Origin of the sequence: Mesorhizobium loti CJ3sym (genome assembly GCF_000472785.1) — a bacterium.
GTDB classification, from domain to species: Bacteria; Pseudomonadota; Alphaproteobacteria; order Rhizobiales; family Rhizobiaceae; genus Mesorhizobium; species Mesorhizobium loti_E.
Genome location: NZ_AXAL01000009.1, coordinates 159,392 through 175,350 on the forward strand (window position 1 = coordinate 159,392; position 15,959 = coordinate 175,350).

The 15,959-nt window shown below is 63.6% G+C and carries 15 protein-coding genes; 11 read left to right on the plus strand and 4 right to left on the minus strand.

What is annotated here, in order from left to right; genetic code table 11:
* Nucleotides 1-70: 70 nt before the first annotated feature.
* From A3A9_RS0114205 to A3A9_RS0114220, 4 genes are all read left to right on the plus strand, one after another.
* Nucleotides 71-766, plus strand: coding sequence for an ABC transporter ATP-binding protein (locus A3A9_RS0114205; protein WP_027059367.1), 696 nt, complete (start codon nucleotides 71-73; stop codon nucleotides 764-766).
* Nucleotides 766-3,315 carry an ABC transporter permease gene (locus tag A3A9_RS0114210; protein WP_027059368.1) on the plus strand — a complete coding sequence of 850 codons (2,550 nt, stop codon included), beginning with the start codon at nucleotides 766-768 and terminating at the stop codon, nucleotides 3,313-3,315. The genes A3A9_RS0114205 and A3A9_RS0114210 overlap by 1 nt, the downstream gene beginning before the upstream one ends.
* Before the next feature lie 228 nt (nucleotides 3,316-3,543).
* Nucleotides 3,544-4,317 carry a Bax inhibitor-1/YccA family protein gene (locus tag A3A9_RS0114215; protein ID WP_027059369.1) on the plus strand — a complete coding sequence of 258 codons (774 nt, stop codon included), beginning with the start codon at nucleotides 3,544-3,546 and terminating at the stop codon, nucleotides 4,315-4,317.
* Between the two features lie 123 nt (nucleotides 4,318-4,440).
* Nucleotides 4,441-5,010, plus strand: a complete 570-nt coding sequence (locus A3A9_RS0114220; protein ID WP_027059370.1) for a GNAT family N-acetyltransferase — start codon at nucleotides 4,441-4,443, stop codon at nucleotides 5,008-5,010.
* Between the two features lie 10 nt (nucleotides 5,011-5,020).
* Here A3A9_RS0114220 and A3A9_RS0114225 read toward each other — a convergent pair whose 3' ends face one another.
* Nucleotides 5,021-5,401: a DUF2794 domain-containing protein gene (locus A3A9_RS0114225; RefSeq protein ID WP_027059371.1), complete on the minus strand. Its 381-nt coding sequence runs from the start codon at nucleotides 5,399-5,401 to the stop codon at nucleotides 5,021-5,023.
* Between the two features lie 507 nt (nucleotides 5,402-5,908).
* Between A3A9_RS0114225 and A3A9_RS0114230 the strand changes: the two genes are divergently transcribed.
* Nucleotides 5,909-7,294: an NAD(P)/FAD-dependent oxidoreductase gene (locus tag A3A9_RS0114230; protein WP_027059372.1), complete on the plus strand. Its 1,386-nt coding sequence runs from the start codon at nucleotides 5,909-5,911 to the stop codon at nucleotides 7,292-7,294.
* A 21-nt stretch (nucleotides 7,295-7,315) separates the two neighbouring features.
* On the opposite strand, the gene A3A9_RS0114235 is transcribed toward A3A9_RS0114230, so the two are convergent.
* Nucleotides 7,316-8,101: a DUF1223 domain-containing protein gene (locus A3A9_RS0114235; RefSeq protein ID WP_027059373.1), complete on the minus strand. Its 786-nt coding sequence runs from the start codon at nucleotides 8,099-8,101 to the stop codon at nucleotides 7,316-7,318.
* A 178-nt stretch (nucleotides 8,102-8,279) separates the two neighbouring features.
* On the opposite strand from A3A9_RS0114235, the gene A3A9_RS0114240 reads away from it, so the two are divergent.
* Entirely contained in the window at nucleotides 8,280-8,966 is a 687-nt protein-coding gene (locus A3A9_RS0114240; protein ID WP_027059374.1) for a ceramidase domain-containing protein, read from the plus strand.
* 41 nt (nucleotides 8,967-9,007) lie between these two features.
* On the opposite strand, the gene acnA is transcribed toward A3A9_RS0114240, so the two are convergent.
* Entirely contained in the window at nucleotides 9,008-11,698 is a 2,691-nt protein-coding gene (acnA, locus tag A3A9_RS0114245) for an aconitate hydratase AcnA (protein ID WP_027059375.1), read from the minus strand.
* A 285-nt stretch (nucleotides 11,699-11,983) separates the two neighbouring features.
* Here acnA and ccmA point away from each other — a divergent pair, with 285 nt between their 5' ends.
* From ccmA to A3A9_RS0114265, 4 genes are all read left to right on the plus strand, one after another.
* The gene (ccmA, locus tag A3A9_RS0114250) at nucleotides 11,984-12,583 is read left to right on the plus strand and encodes a heme ABC exporter ATP-binding protein CcmA (RefSeq protein ID WP_027059376.1); all 600 of its coding nucleotides are present in this window, start codon (nucleotides 11,984-11,986) and stop codon (nucleotides 12,581-12,583) included.
* 193 nt (nucleotides 12,584-12,776) lie between these two features.
* Nucleotides 12,777-13,442, plus strand: coding sequence for a heme exporter protein CcmB (ccmB, locus tag A3A9_RS0114255; RefSeq protein WP_027059377.1), 666 nt, complete (start codon nucleotides 12,777-12,779; stop codon nucleotides 13,440-13,442).
* Between the two features lie 125 nt (nucleotides 13,443-13,567).
* On the plus strand, nucleotides 13,568-13,735 hold the full coding sequence (gene ccmD, locus A3A9_RS0114260; RefSeq protein ID WP_027059378.1) for a heme exporter protein CcmD: 168 nt from the start codon (nucleotides 13,568-13,570) through the stop codon (nucleotides 13,733-13,735).
* Complete coding sequence (locus A3A9_RS0114265; RefSeq protein WP_027059379.1) at nucleotides 13,732-14,310, plus strand: DsbE family thiol:disulfide interchange protein; 579 nt, start codon at nucleotides 13,732-13,734, stop codon at nucleotides 14,308-14,310. Before ccmD ends, A3A9_RS0114265 begins: the two co-directional genes overlap by 4 nt.
* Nucleotides 14,311-14,505: 195 nt before the next feature.
* On the opposite strand, the gene A3A9_RS45195 is transcribed toward A3A9_RS0114265, so the two are convergent.
* On the minus strand, nucleotides 14,506-14,670 hold the full coding sequence (locus A3A9_RS45195; protein WP_082222078.1) for a hypothetical protein: 165 nt from the start codon (nucleotides 14,668-14,670) through the stop codon (nucleotides 14,506-14,508).
* 298 nt (nucleotides 14,671-14,968) lie between these two features.
* Between A3A9_RS45195 and A3A9_RS0114275 the strand changes: the two genes are divergently transcribed.
* Nucleotides 14,969-15,889, plus strand: coding sequence for an SMP-30/gluconolactonase/LRE family protein (locus A3A9_RS0114275; RefSeq protein ID WP_027059380.1), 921 nt, complete (start codon nucleotides 14,969-14,971; stop codon nucleotides 15,887-15,889).
* Nucleotides 15,890-15,959 lie beyond the last annotated feature (70 nt).

Consider the following 15,959-nt stretch of genomic DNA (forward strand, 5'->3'; position numbering starts at 1 on the left):
ATATGACAGAAAATTCTCTTCGGCTTCCGGCAAGCAGAGCCTTCATCCCTTGATATAGGACACTTTGATTTTGACAGAAGCCGTCATCGCGCTGAAAGACGTATCCCTGACGCTCGGCGAAGGCGCGTCTTCAGTCCATGTGCTGAAGGGCGTCAGCCTCGAAGTGGGGCGCGGCGAGGCGACCGGCATCGTCGGTCCTTCGGGATCCGGCAAGTCGACACTGCTGATGGTGCTGGCAGGCCTGGAAAGGGTCGATTCGGGTACGGTACGAATCGCCGGAGAGCTCCTCAACGGCAAAAGCGAGGACCAGATTGCTTCGTTTCGTGGCCGAAACATTGGCATTGTGTTCCAGTCCTTCCACCTCATCCCCAACATGACGGCGCTCGAAAATGTCGCGGTGCCGCTGGAGCTGGCCGGCCATGCCGATCCGTTTTCGGTGGCGGCGCGCGAGCTGGCGGCGGTGGGCCTGAGTGACCGCGTCACCCATTATCCCGGCGAACTGTCGGGCGGCGAACAGCAGCGCGTGGCGATCGCGCGGGCGCTGGCGCCGTCGCCGCGCATCCTGATCGCCGACGAGCCGACCGGCAATCTCGACCAGGCGACGGGGCGGCAGGTCGCTGACCTGCTGTTCGCCAAGGCAGCCGAACGCGGCATGACGCTGGTGCTGGTCACCCATGATCCCGCGCTCGCGGCGCGCTGCTCGCGCCAGGTCTCGATGCGCTCGGGACAGATCGAGGCGCCGGCGCCGCTCAAGGTCACTGCCTGATGCCGTTGGCGCAGACGTTGAGGCTTGCGATCCGCTTCTCGCTGCGCGAGATGCGCGGCGGCCTGTCCGGGTTCCTGATCTTCCTCGCCTGTATCGCGCTTGGCGTCGCGGCAATCGGCGGCGTCAATTCGGTGGCGCGCTCGATCAGCACCAGTGTCGCCAACCAGGGCCAGACGCTGCTTGGCGGCGATCTTCGCTTCGAGATAAACCAGCGCGACGCCAGCCAGGCCGAGCGCGGCTTCCTCGACGGACTGGGCACCGTTTCGCGCACCGCCAGTATGCGCTCGATGGCGCGTCTTGCCGACGGGTCGGACCAGGCGTTGGTCGAGGCCAAGGCGGTCGACGACGCCTATCCGCTCTATGGCGCGCTGGAGACGGAGCCGGCGCTTTCCAAGCAGGACCTGTTCGGCGAGCGCTCCGGCGTTTTCGGCGCGGCGGCACCCGATCTGCTGTTCGAACGGCTGCATCTCAAGCTCGGCGACCGGCTGAAGCTCGGCACCGCCACCTTCGAACTGCGCGCCACGCTGGTCACCGAGCCGGATGCGGTGTCCGACGGTTTCGGTTTCGCGCCAAGGCTAATGATCTCGACCGAGGGTCTGGCTGCCACCGGGCTGGTGCAGCCGGGCAGCCTGATCGAAAATGCCTACAAGATCCGGCTGCCCGCCGACGCCGATGAGGCGCGGCTCAAAGCCATCCAGGGTCAGGCGGCCAGCGACTTTCCGGAGGCCGGCTGGTCGATCCGCACGCGCGACAATGCCGCACCGGCGCTGTCCTCCAACATCGAACGCTTCTCGCAGTTCCTGACGCTGGTCGGGCTGACGGCGCTGGTGGTCGGCGGCGTCGGCGTCGCCAATGCGGTGCGCGCCTATCTCGACGGCAAACGCGGCGTCATCGCCACCTTCAAGAGCTTAGGTGCTTCCGGCGGCTTCGTCTTTGCCGTCTATCTCGTGCAGATCCTGATCATTGCCGCGTTGGGCATCGTGCTCGGCCTCGTGCTCGGGGCGCTGATGCCGTTCGTGGCGAGTGACGCACTCCAGTCCGTCATTCCGGTGCCGGCGCAAGGCGGTTTCTATCCCGGCGCGCTCGGCATGGCGGCGCTGTTTGGCCTGCTGGTGACGCTGGCCTTCGCGCTGTTGCCGCTCGGCCGCGCCCGCGACGTGCCGGCCACCGCGCTGTTTCGCGAGATGGGGCTGGAAGGCCGCGGCCAGCCGCGCCTTGTCTATGTCGTTTCGGCGCTCGGCATCGCACTGCTGCTGGCGGCGCTGGCAATCCTGTTTTCGGGCGACCAGCGCATCGCCTCGATCTTCGTCGGCGCCACCATCTTCGCCTTCCTGGTGCTGCGCCTGGTCGGTGCGCTGGTGCAGTGGGTCGCAAAAAAGAGCCCGCGCGTGCGCTTCGTGGCGCTCAGGCTCGCCGTCGGCAACATCCACCGGCCCGGTGCCTTGACGCCGTCGGTGGTATTGTCGCTGGGGCTCGGGCTGACGCTGCTGGTGACGCTGGCGCTCATCGACGGGAATCTGCGGCAGCAGATCTCCGGCAGCCTGCCGGAGCGGGCGCCGAACTTCTTCTTCGTCGACATACAGAGCAGCGATGTCGATGCCTTCACCGCGCTGGTCGGCAAGGAGGCGCCACTGGGAACCCTTGCCAAGGTGCCGATGCTGCGCGGCCGGGTGATGGCGCTGAACGGCGTCGATGTCGACAAGGTCAAAGTGCCGGCCGAAGGCGCCTGGGTGCTGAAAGGCGATCGCGGCCTGACCTATGACGCCAAACAGCCGCAAAATGCGACGCTGACCGAAGGCAGCTGGTGGCTGGCCGATTATAGCGGCGAACCGCTGGTCTCGTTCTCGGCCCAGGAAGGCAAGCAGATCGGGCTGAAGCTTGGCGACACCGTCACCGTCAATGTGCTTGGCCGCAACGTGACGGCCAGGATCGCCAATTTCCGCGAGGTCCAGTGGGAGACGATGGGCATCAACTTCGTCATGGTGTTCTCGCCCAACACATTCGCGGGCGCCCCGCATGGCTGGATGGCGACGCTGACCGAGAAGACTGCCACCACTGCGGACGACGCCCGGATCCTCAATGCCGTCACCCGCGCTTTCCCGGCGGTGACGACGGTGCGGGTCAAGGACGCGCTCGATGTGGTCAACCGGCTGGTCGGGCAGCTCGGCACGGCGATCCGGGCGGCGGCAGGCGTGGCACTGATCGCTTCGGTGCTGGTGCTGGCCGGCGCACTCGCGGCCGGCAACCGGGCGCGCATCCATGACGCCGTGGTGCTGAAGACGCTGGGCGCCACCAGGCGAACCTTGATCACGGCATTCTCCCTGGAATACATATTGATCGGACTGGCCACTGCCATCTTCGCACTGGCCGCCGGTGGGATCGCGGCCTGGTACATTGTCGCCCGCATCATGACGCTGCCATCGCATTTCATGCCGGAAGTGGCTGTGGCGACCATCGTGTTTTCGCTGGTCATCACAGTCGGCATCGGTCTTGCCGGCACCTGGCGGGTGCTCGGTCAAAAGGCAGCACCGGTGCTGCGCGAGCTGTAATTTCAGGGCCGGAGCGGCCAACCCGGATTAAATCTTGGTAAGGATGAGGCTCGGAAAGCCGGGGAATCGGCATTTCGCTGCCTCACGAACCGTTACATCCGGTTACGGTCTTGTTCTTGACGCGAATAACCATCATATTTCGCCACAGGCATGCTGGAGTCCCGCCAGCGGCGCCTGGGTCCGTAAGAGGCCCGACACCGGACGGGACAGAAGCAATAGAGGATTCCAATGGCTGATCCCATTCGCAACTATCAGACGTCGGCGGTGCCCGGCGTTCGCGCCGACATCGATCAGGGTCTGCGCGCATATATGATCAAGGTCTACAATCTGATGGGGCTTGGCCTCCTCATCACGGGTCTTGCCGCCGTCGGCACGATCATGCTGGCCACCACCACCGATCCGGCTTCGGCTGTCGCAACGCTGCCCAGCGGCGAGATGCTGACGTCCTTCGGCTACGCGATCTTCGGCTCGCCGCTGCGCTGGGTGGTGATGCTGGCGCCGCTGGCCGCCGTGTTCTTCCTGTCGTTCAGGATCCAGTCGATGAGCGTCGCTGCCGCGCAGACCACGTTCTGGGTCTATGCCGGTCTCGTCGGCCTGTCGCTGTCGTCGATCTTCCTGGTCTACACCACGGCCAGCATTTCGCAGACCTTTTTCGCCACGGCCGCCGCCTTCGGCGCGCTGTCGCTGTTCGGCTACACGACCAAGCGCGACCTGACGGCGATGGGCTCGTTCCTGATCATGGGCGTGTTCGGCATCATCATCGCGTCGGTGATCAACATCTTCCTGCAGTCGTCGGCGCTGTCCTTCGCCGTGTCGGCGATCGGCGTGCTGGTCTTCGCCGGCCTCACCGCCTATGACACGCAGAAGATCAAGGAAATGTATTTCGATGGTGACGCTTCCGATGTCGCCGGCCGCAAGGCCATCATGGGCGCGCTGAGGCTCTACCTCGACTTCATCAACCTGTTCATGTTCCTGCTCCAGTTCATGGGCGACCGCCGCTAAGGCTTGGTTCGCATCATGGTCTGACTGGACCATCAACTTCCGGAAGGGCGGCCCAACGGCCGCCCTTTTCTTTTGTGTCGGCCTTTGCTGTTATTGCGGGCAGATAGAAGGCTTGCACAAAGAATGAGCAGTATTGTGATTCGGACGGCCAGCGTGGCCGACCTCGACGCCATCACCAAAATCTACGCCGACGCGGTGACACATGGCACGGCGAGCTACGAGCTGGAGCCGCCCAGTCGCGCCGAGATGGGCACGCGATTCGACTCACTCACGGCCGGCGGCTTTCCCTATCTGGTCGCGGACAAAGACGATGTGGTGCTCGGCTATGCCTATGCCGGCGCCTTTCGGCCGCGCCCGGCCTATCGCTTCATCGTCGAGGATTCAGTCTATGTCGCGCCTCAAGCCAAGGGCCAGGGCGTCGGCCTCATGCTGATGCAGGCCCTGATCGCGGCGGCCGAGGCGGCGGGCTTTCGCCAGATCGTCGCGGTGATCGGCGACGGCCATCCCGACAGCGCCTCGGTCAAGCTGCACGAAAAGCTGGGCTTTTGCCATTCGGGTCGGCTCGAAGGTTCCGGCTACAAACACGGGCGCTGGCTGGACACGGTGTTCATGCAACTGTCGCTGAACGGCGGGGCATCGCTGCCGCCTGATCCGGGTTCATTGCCCGAGCGGAAGTTTCTCAAGCAAAAATAATAGCTTAAGCCTAAACCAGCTTCAACTTACTGTCGAAGACGCCAAGCACGCGGCCAAGCTCCTGGCCGCGTTTGAGAATGCGGCCGCCGGCGGCGATGACGGCGAAGGCGCCCTGCTTGCGCGCCAGTTTCGGATCCTTGACGATCTGGAACAGCGGCACTTCGCTGGCACGGCGGAAGACGGAAAACACGGCCCTGTCGGTTAGATGATCGATGGCGTAATCGCGCCATTCATTGGCGGCGACCATACGTCCGTAGAGTCTGAGGATCTGGTCCAGTTCGCGCCGCTCGAAGCGCACCGGTTGATCGAGGCGCTCGCGTCGCGCCTCGTGCAGCGGGATTAATATTGCGGATGCGTCCCCATCCCCCATCCCGCCGCTGTCGTCAGTCATGCCTCGATCCCTCAAAATGAATCTTTGCCAACCAAAGTTGGCCCCTTCGCGCTGCAATTGCAAGAGCCGGCGAAGCGGTGGCGGCGCCGCGCCGTTTTTGTGGCGTCCAGTCACTTTTGTAATGCGGCGTGTTGGAATTGGTGATGCTTCGCCACATTCTCGCCATTTTTTATCCGCGCTCATGCCCCAATGTCCGACGAATTTACCGGTGTTGCCTGAGACGGTTCGGTCCGGCACCGGCTCGTAAACCCCAAGCCCCCCGCCCACGGGTCTGCGTCGGATCGAACCAACCTCGGTTTTTCCTCGGAAAAATCGGGTGCGACGATCCCAAAACTAAATGACCGACGTCAGAAGCAAGCTGACGTCGGTTTTTTCATGCCTGCCGTCCAGTTAGAGCGGTTCACCCTTTCACGGAAACGGCGAACGCTCTAACTCTTTGATTAATGCAATTCCGGACGAAAAACCGCTTCACACTTCTCCTGGAATTGCTCTGGAAGGCAGTAAATAATGCAAGCCAAGCACAATGGCGACGTGTCGTTCTGGTATGCCGATATCGGCGGTGTCCCGGCCTATCGCCCCCCGCTGCCCGGCGACATCGAGGCCGATGTCTGCATAGTCGGCGCCGGCTATACCGGTCTGTGGACCGCCTATTATCTGAAGAAGGCGCAGCCCTGGCTGCGCATCGCCATCGTTGAAAAGGAATTCGCCGGCTACGGCGCTTCGGGCCGCAATGGCGGCTGGCTGTCGGGCGGCTTCAGCTGGTCGCGCGAGAAATACGCAAAGACATCGTCGCGCGGCGCGGTGGTCGACATGCAGCGCGCCATGTTCGGCACCGTCGACGAGGTGATCTCGGTGACGCAGGCCGAGGGCATCGACGCCGATATCCGCCGCGTCGACAACATCACCGTGGCCACCAACGAAGCGCAGCTGCAGCGCGCCAGGGCTGAATATGATGAACTGCTGCGCTGGGACATGCCGCAAGAGCGGCTCGCTTTTCTCGACGCGCGTGAGGCGCGAGAGCGCATCGCCATCGACAAGGTGCTGGGCGGCTTCGTTGTCCGCAATGTCGCCCGCGTGCAGCCGGCCAAACTCGTGCAGGGGCTTGCGGCCGCGGTCGTGCGGCTTGGCATTCCCATCTACGAGCAGACGCAGGTTCTGGCGATCGAGAAAGGCAAGGTCACCACCACCAGGGGCATCGTGCGGGCCGAAAAGATCGTGCGTGCCACCGAAGGCTTCACGGCCGGCATTCCCGGCCTGAAACGCCTCTGGCTGCCGCTCAACAGCGCCATCGTGGTGACCGAGCCGCTGCCGCAAAAGCTGTGGGGCACGATCGGCTGGAGCGGCTACGAGGTGCTGGGCGATGCCGCGCACACCTATTGCTATGCCCAGCGCACGCGGGAAGGCCGGATCGCCATGGGCGGTCGTGGCGTGCCTTACCGCTTCGGCTCGCGCACCGATGTGCGTGGCCAGACCCAGCAGGCGACCATCGACCAATTGCACGAAGTGCTGACCAGGTTGCTGCCGCAGACGAAGGGCTTGCGCCTCGACCATGCCTGGTGCGGGACGCTTGGCGTGCCGCGCGACTGGTGCACCACCTCAGGCTTCGATCGCGAGACCGGCATTGGCTGGGCCGGCGGCTATGTCGGGCTCGGCGTTTCCAGCTCGAACCTGTCGGGTCGCACCTTGCGCGACCTCGTGCTCGGCCACGACACCGAGCTGACCCGGCTGCCCTGGGTCAACCGCACGGTCAAGAAATGGGAACCGGAACCGCTGCGCTGGCTCGGCGTCCATTCCATGTACCAGCTCTACCGCATCGCCGACCAGCGCGAGGCAAACGGCCTGGGGCGGACGTCCCGGCTGGCCGCTTTCGCCGACCGGCTGACCGGGCATTGAAGTCTTTTCAGGCCGTCTAAATCAGGGTTTGTGGATGAAGGCGGCACCGAGGATGGGGCCGGGCATGCCGTCCTTGCCGACCGACTGCAAAAGCACGGCGCAGCCGCCCTTCTTGTTGATCTCGCTCATCGGCAGTTCGTAGCGTTGCGCCTTGCCGTGCCACATGCCGGCGGTCTGGATGCCGGTGACCGCGTTCCAGTAGGTCATCTTGCGGCCGGAGTTCTCGCCCTGGGCGATCTTGACCGTCTGCGGCTGCTCGAAATAGACGATGACGACATGGGCGTCGCTGGGGCCGGATCCGGCATCGCCGGCATCGATGATCACACGATCGCTGGTGCGGCTGACCTTGATAGGGACGCGAATGCCTTCGCCACCCTTGGCCATGCGGGCAAGCGCGCCGTCGACCTCGCCGCGATTGGCGCCGTTGACATGCACGCGGCCGTTGAGGACTGCCTGCGGCGTATAGACGGAGCGGCTGCCGAAGGCGCGCATATAGTCATATTGCCGCTCGGTGTTTTCCTTGCGGCTCAGCGTGTCCTTCCAGCCGAGATAGTCCCAATAGTCGACGTGATAGGAGAGCGCGACGATGTCTTCCCTGGTGGCCAGTTCGGCAAAGAACGCATCGGCCGGCGGGCAGGAACTGCAGCCCTGGCTGGTGAACAGTTCGACCACGCCGAGCGGCTTGTCCTGCTGCGGCTTGTCGGCCTGGATCCGCTCGGCCTCGCCTGCATGGCCAGCCCCGGCAAAGGCAGAAAAGGCCAGCGCTAGGGCTGCCAGCCACAATGATTTTCGCCAGGCCATGATCATTCCAGTTCCCGCCGGTGGCGCCGGCTTTGTTCTGATTGGCTGAAATATGTGGCAGAAGCGGAAGTCAACGGGAAGTCACGTTGCGGTGAAATTTTTGCCATTGCAGTCGCAGGTAAGGCCGCAATGGGAGAGGTACTGCATTTCACGGCGCGGTTAGATTCGGGGTAGGATCATCACCATGTGGCAAACTCTCCTGACCCCTGTCGATCTTTATTGCGAGCGGACCGGCCCTGGACTTTGGGCCGAGCCGGCTAATGCTTTGACAAACCTTGCTTTCATTGCCGCGGGGTTGTGGGGGGTGCGGGAAGTACGGCGGCACAAAACCGGCACCTTCGCCGAGGTACTGGCCTGGTGGGTGGTGGCGATCGGCATCGGTTCGACGATCTTCCATACCTTCGCCACCAAGGGCACGGTCTGGATCGACGTGCTGCCGATTGCCGGCTTCACGCTCGCTTACACGCTGTTCAACCTGCGACGCTTCCTCGGCATGGAATGGGGCAAGGCGATCGCGATCTTCATTGTCTTCTATGTGGTGGCCGGGGCGATCACGTTCGCGGTGCCGGACTGGCTGCGCCAGGCGTCGAACGGCACGACAGGCTATCTGCCTCCGTTCCTGGCGCTCGCTTTCTTCGGGGTCTGGGTAACACTCAGCGGCAACCGGGCCGGCTGGTATAATCTGGCAGGGTCGGGGATCTTCGTCGTGTCCGTCATCTGCCGCATGATCGACCCGATGGTCTGCGCCAGCTTTCCGCTCGGCACGCATTTCCTCTGGCACATCTTCAACGGGCTGATGCTGGGTGTGCTGCTGGCGGCGACGGCGCGGTATGGGGCGACGAAGGTTAGGGCAGTAGGCAGTAGGCAGTAGGTCCCCATTCCCTACCGCCTAAGCCCCATTCCCTTGCTGCCTCAGGCAGCCAGATCGCGCAGCACGTATTGCAAGATGCCGCCGTTCTTGAAGTAGTCGAGCTCGTCCAGCGTATCGATGCGGCAGATGATCGGCACGTTCTTCACCGTGCCGTCGCCATAGGTGATCTTGGCGGTCATCGTCTGGCGCGGCTTGATGGTGCTCAGGCCATCGATCTCGACCAGCTCATCGCCCTTGAGGTTGAGCGAGGCCCAGGAGGTGCCGTCCTCGAAGACGAAGGGGATGACGCCCATGCCGACCAGGTTCGAGCGATGGATGCGCTCGAAGGACTGGGCGATGACGGCGCGGACACCAAGCAGATTGGTGCCCTTGGCCGCCCAGTCGCGCGACGAGCCGTTGCCGTATTCGACACCGGCGAAGATGACCAGCGGCACGCCTTCCTTCTTGTACTCCATCGCCGCGTCGTAGATCGATTCCTCTTCCTTCGACGGATAATGGATGGTGTAGCCGCCCTCGCGGCCGTTCTCGCCCAGCATGTGGTTGCGGATGCGGATGTTGGCGAAGGTGCCGCGCATCATCACCTCATGGTTGCCGCGCCGCGTGCCGTACTGGTTGAAGTCGGCAACGCCGACGCCGTGGTCGGTGAGGTATTTGCCGGCCGGCGAAGCGGCCTTGATCGAACCCGCCGGCGAGATGTGGTCGGTGGTGATCTTGTCGCCGAACAGGCCGAGCACACGGGCGCCCTTGATGTCGCCGATCTTGCCGAAACCAGCAGTCATGCCGGCGAAATAGGGCGGGTTCTGCACATAGGTCGAGTTGTCGTCCCAGGCATAGGTCTGGCCTTCCGGCGCCTGCACCTTCTGCCAGTGCTCGTCACCCTTGAAGACGTCGGCATATTTGCGGGCGAACAGCTCGCGGGTGACGTTCTTCTCGATGAACTCCTGGATCTCGGCAGAGCTCGGCCAGATATCCCTGAGGTAGACCGGATTGCCGTTCTTGTCCTCGCCGAGCGGCTCGGTGGTGAGGTCCTTGGTGACGGTGCCGGCCAGCGCATGCGCCACCACCAGCGGCGGTGAGGCCAGGTAGTTCGCCTGAACATCGGGCGAGACGCGGCCTTCGAAGTTACGGTTGCCGGAAAGCACGGCAGCGGCGATCAGGCCCTTGTCGTTGATGGTCTTGGAGATCGGCGCCGGCAGCGGGCCGGAATTGCCGATGCAGGTGGTGCAGCCGAAGCCGACCAGGTTGAAGCCGATCTGGTCGAGCTCCTTCTGCAGGCCGGATTTCTCCAGATATTCGGCGACGACCTGGCTGCCGGGAGCGAGCGAGGTCTTTACCCATGGCTTCTGCTTGAGGCCAAGGCGGTTGGCGTTGCGGGCCAGCAGGCCGGCGCCGATCAGCACGCTCGGGTTCGAGGTGTTGGTGCACGACGTGATGGCTGCGATGACGACGTCGCCATGGCCGAGGTCATGGTCGGTGCCTTCGACGGCATAACGCTTGTGGATTTCAGCCGCCTTCTTGTACTCGGTCTCCATTGCCTTGGCGAAGCCGGCCGGAATGCCTTCGAGCGGAACGCGGCCTTCGGGGCGCTTGGGGCCGGCCATCGACGGCACGACGCTGCCAAGTTCGAGTTCGAGCAGGTCGGTGAAGACCGGGTCGGCGGAACCCGCCTCGCGCCACATGCCTTGCGCCTTGGAATAAGCCTCGACCAGCGCGATGCGGCTTTCCTCGCGGCCCGACATTGTCAGGTAGCGGATGGTCTCGCTGTCAACGGGGAAGAAGCCGCAGGTGGCGCCGTATTCGGGCGCCATGTTGCCGATGGTGGCACGGTCGGCCAACGTCATGTTGGAGAGGCCGGGGCCGAAGAACTCGACGAACTTGCCGACGACGCCCTTCTTGCGCAGCATCTGGGTAACGGTGAGCACGAGGTCGGTCGCCGTGATGCCTTCTTTAAGCTTGCCCGTCAGGCGGAAGCCGATGACTTCGGGCAAAAGCATGGAAACCGGCTGGCCGAGCATGGCCGCCTCGGCCTCGATGCCGCCGACGCCCCAGCCGAGCACGCCAAGACCGTTGATCATCGTGGTGTGCGAATCGGTGCCGACGCAGGTGTCGGGATAGGCGGTGGTTTCGCCGTCCTCGGTGTTGGTCCACACGACCTGACCGAGATATTCGAGGTTGACCTGGTGGCAGATGCCGGTGCCGGGCGGCACGACGCGGAAGTTGCGGAACGCCTGCTGGCCCCATTTCAGGAACTTGTAGCGCTCTTCGTTGCGCTCATATTCGAGCTCGACATTGCGGGCAAAGGCCATCGGCGTGCCGAACTCGTCGACAATGACGGAATGGTCGATGACGAGGTCGACGGGAACCAGCGGGTTGATCTTCTGCGGATCGCCGCCGAGCGAGGCCATGGCGTCACGCATGGCGGCGAGGTCGACCACGGCCGGAACGCCGGTGAAATCCTGCATCAGCACGCGGGCCGGGCGATAGGCGATCTCGACACCGGCGGTGCCCTTGTCGGTCAGCCAGCCGGCAACCGCCTGGATCGATTCCTTGGTGACGGAGCGGCCGTCCTCGTTGCGCAGCAGGTTCTCCAGCAGCACCTTCATCGAATAGGGCAGCTGGGAAATGCCGGTGAGGCCGCTCTTCTCGGCCTCGATGAGGTCGAAATAGGCATATTCGGTACCACCAGCGGTCAGTGTACGGCGGCAGTTGAAACTATCGAGGGATTTTGACACGTGCGATCCGTCCTTGTCTGTTCAGCCTGAAAGGGAACGGACGCCGATGGCATGCAATCACGCGCAAAGGTGCGGGTACGGCCATTTCCGCTGTCCGTTCCCAGCCAACCCGAGCCGTTCAAGGCGGCGCGTGCGCTGGTTCGGCGCTAATTCGCTTCCCGTGCCGACCGCTGGCACGGATGCACCGCATATAGAGAATTTTCTGGAATAGTTCTAGACAGTTGCGGAGCAAATTTGTGCGATGCGGCAGCGCTCGCGAAACATTGATTTCAGGGCAGGCGACGGATGCGGCTTATCGCCGAAAATCTGGGCGGCGAACGCGGCGGCGAGAGCGTGTTTTCCAGGGTTGGCTTTGACCTTGGGGAAGGCCAGGCACTGGTCGTAACCGGGCCGAACGGGTCGGGCAAATCAACCTTGCTGAGGATCATCGCCGGGCTGCTGCCGGTGGCGGAAGGCCGGTTGCTGCTCGAAGGCGGCGGCGAGGCGTTTCCCTCTGTTGCCTCAGCCTGTCATTACCTTGGCCACCAGAATGCGATGAAGCCGGCGCTGAGCGTGGTGGAAAATCTGCGCTTCTGGCGTGATTTCAATGGCAATGGAGATGTCGGCGTCGAGGAGGCGCTGGAGGAGGTCGGGCTCGGCGGGCTTGGCCATTTGCCATTCGGTTATCTCTCCACCGGGCAACGGCGCCGCGCGGCGATCGCGAAGCTGCTGGTCAACCATCGGCCTCTGTGGCTGCTCGATGAGCCGACGGCGGGGTTGGACAAGGTTTCGGAGGCGCGATTTGCGGGGTTGATGGAGAGGCATTGCGGCGATGGCGGGATGATTGTCGCGGCGACTCATCTGCCGCTTGGGATTGACGGGGCGGAGTTGAGGATGGGGATTTGATGTCGGCGCCAGACACCCCCCTCTGCCCTGCCGGGCATCTCCCCCTCAAGGGGGGAGATTGGATATCGCCTCGACCTTCGCCAATCTTCAGCGTTCGAGGGCTGGCGAGGCTTGTGAGCTGCCAATCTCCCCCCTTGAGGGGGAGATGGCCGGCAGGCCAGAGGGGGGTGCCTTGGCAATGGCATCTCACATCATGCTAGCCCTCTTCCTGCGCGACATCCGCCTCAACATTCGCGCCGGCGGCGGCGCGTTGACCGGCGTCATCTTCTTCCTTGCCGTGATCGCCACGATTCCGTTCGGCGTCGGTCCTGACCTCAAGCTGCTGGCCCGCATTGGTCCGGCGATCCTGTGGATCGGCGCGCTGCTGTCCTGCCTGCTCGGGCTCGATCGGCTGTTCCAGGCCGATCGCGAGGACGGTTCGCTCGATCTGCTGGTGCTCGGCAACGACCGCCACATGCTGGCCTTGACGGTGCTGGTGAAATGCCTGGCGCATTGGGCTGGCAGCGTGCTGCCGCTGGTCGTCGCTGCGCCCCTGCTCGGGCTGTTCATGAACATGGAGCCGCTCGCCATCGGCGCCACGGCGCTCACCCTTTTGGTAGGCACGCCGGCGATCACCTTCATCGGTGCCGCAGGTGCCGCGGTGGCGGTGGCGCTGCCGCGGGGCGGGCTGTTGATCTCGGTGCTGGTGCTGCCGCTGACCATACCGGTGCTGATCTTCGGCGTTTCGGCGAGCTATGGCGCGACGGCCAATCCCGAACCCTTCCTGCAGCCCTTCCTCATTCTTGCCGCGCTGACGCTGTTTCTTGCGGTGCTGGGGCCGGTCTCGGCGGCGCTGGCACTGCGGCATGGAACGGATTGATGGGACCGCACAAGCCTGGAGGCCGCGACGCGGCGTCCGATTGCGAAGCCGGTGGCGCAAAGCTATGGGAAGACCATGATCGAGCACGGTGAAGCAACAGCGGAAGGTTGTATGGGGTGCGTCGCATGAGCGCGCACGCCCTTTATGTCACCGCCGCCTATGGCATCACTACCGTGGTGCTGGCCGGGCTGATCGGCTGGATCCTGCTCGACCAGCGGGCGCGCAGGCGCGAGCTTGCCGAGCTCGAAGCGGCCGGCGTGCGGCGGCGTTCCGACAAGGCTGCCAAGCCATGAGCACGGAGACAGAAACACCGACACGCAGTCGCCGCCTGTTCGTGCTGTTGCCGCTATTGATCTTCCTCGGCCTTGCCGGCCTGTTCCTGTCGCAGCTGCTTTCCGGCCGTGATGTCTCGGAAGTGCCGTCGGCCCTGATCGGCCTGCCGGCGCCGCAGACCAATCTGCCGGCGCTGGAGGGGTCAAATCTGCCGGGGCTCGATTCCAGGGCGTTCGCCGGCAAGGTCACGCTGGTCAATGTGTTTGCGTCATGGTGCGCGCCGTGCCGGGAAGAGCACCCGGTGCTGCTGGCGCTGTCGCAGGACAAGCGGTTCGTGATGGCGGCGCTGAATTACAAGGACCAGCCGGAAAACGCCCGCCGGTTCCTCGGCGACCTCGGCAACCCGTTCCAGGCGATCGGCGTCGACGAAGCCGGTCGCACGGCGATCGACTGGGGCGTCTACGGCGTGCCGGAAACCTTCGTCATCGGCAAGGACGGCAAGATCGCCTATAAGTTTGTTGGGCCGCTGACGTCGGAGACGGCGCAGACGCTGCTGTTGCCGCAGATTGAAAAGGCATTGGCGGTGCCTGGTTAGGCGGTAGCGCCAGGCCCCCTCATCCGGCCACTACGCGGCCACCTTCTCCCCGTGGGGGAGAAGAGATGACGCCGGAGCTGACCCGCTCCTCTCTCCTCGGGGAGAGGTCGGATTGCCCGAATTGCGCTTGCAATTCGGTTTGGCAATCCGGGTGAGGGGGCAGTGCCCCGCGGTCCGGAAAACCGACTGGAAAGATCAGCCGTAGATCTGCTTGTGGACCTGGTACAGCATCTCGCTGCGGTCGGCGCGCATGTCGGCCAGATCGCGGCTGGAGAAGCTGTCGATTTCGGCGACGAGGCGGTTGTAGTGTTTGCGCTTGGCGATGCTGTTGCGAGCGCGGTTCATGAGATCGTTGAACATAGCAAGGGTTCCTTCTGTGCCGCATTCTGGCGGCCGGTTTCTTCCTCCCTTGGTCAATACGGAACATGACATAGGAATGGTGCATTGCAAAAAGAAGATGTTGCAATGCACCATTGCACTCAGCGCATAGCCGGTTAATCGAGTCCTAAGGTACGTCGTGGTTGAGCGGTCGCGATCCAGCCCTGGTCGCACGGCTGCTTCCTCGCCGGTTTGTCATACAAATTGGCAAGGCCCCGTCTTGCCAGATCGATCGCGGGCTGGCTTGATCCGGCGTCACGTGATGCCTGGAGGAAAATGCATGGCGGCCGCAGATTATTACGAAATTCTCGATCCGCGCTTTGCGCGCCTCTTCAACGGCAGCGCGCAGGTGGAGAAGCTGTTCACCGGATGCCGCTGGGCGGAAGGGCCGGCCTGGTTCGCCGCCGGCCGCTACGTCGTCTGGTCCGACATTCCCAACAACCGCATGCTGCGCTTCGATGAGACCGACGGCAGCGTCAGCGTGTTCCGGCAGCCATCGGGCAATTCAAACGGCAACACCGTCGATCGGCAGGGCCGGCTGGTCACCTGCGAACATTCGGGCCGCCGCGTCAGCCGCACCGAGCATGACGGCTCGGTCACCACCATCGCCGCCAAATGGAAGGGCAAGCGGCTGAACTCGCCCAACGACGCGGTGGTGAAATCCGATGGCTCAATCTGGTTCACTGACCCCAGCTACGGCATCGACACCGACTATGAGGGCGATAAGGCCGAGAGCGAGATCGGCGCCTGCCACGTCTACCGGGTCGATCCCGACACTGGCGATGTCGAGGCCGTCATCACCGACATGGTGAGACCCAACGGGCTTGCCTTCTCGCTCGATGAAAGCCTGCTCTATGTCGTCGACACCGGCCGCACGCATGGCGCGCAGAATCCGGCGCATATGCGGGTATTCAACGTCGGCACGCATGGCAAGAAGGTTTCCGGCGACAAGGTGTTCGCCGACTGCACGGCCGGCCTGTTCGATGGCTTCCGGCTCGATGCGGACGGGCGGATCTGGACCAGTGCCGCCGATGGCATCCATTGCTACGATCCGGATGGAACGCTGATCGGCAAGGTTAAGGTACCGGAGGTGACGGCGAACTGTGTGTTCGGCGGCAACAAGCTGAACTGCCTCTACATCGCCGGCACCACCTCGCTTTACATGGTCCGGCTGATGGTGAATGGGGCCAAGACTTTTTGAGTGAGACCGTTTGGAAATTCTACTCTGGCGGCCATCTGAAGGCGTTTTCTGCGCTTCCGCGTTCTACTGC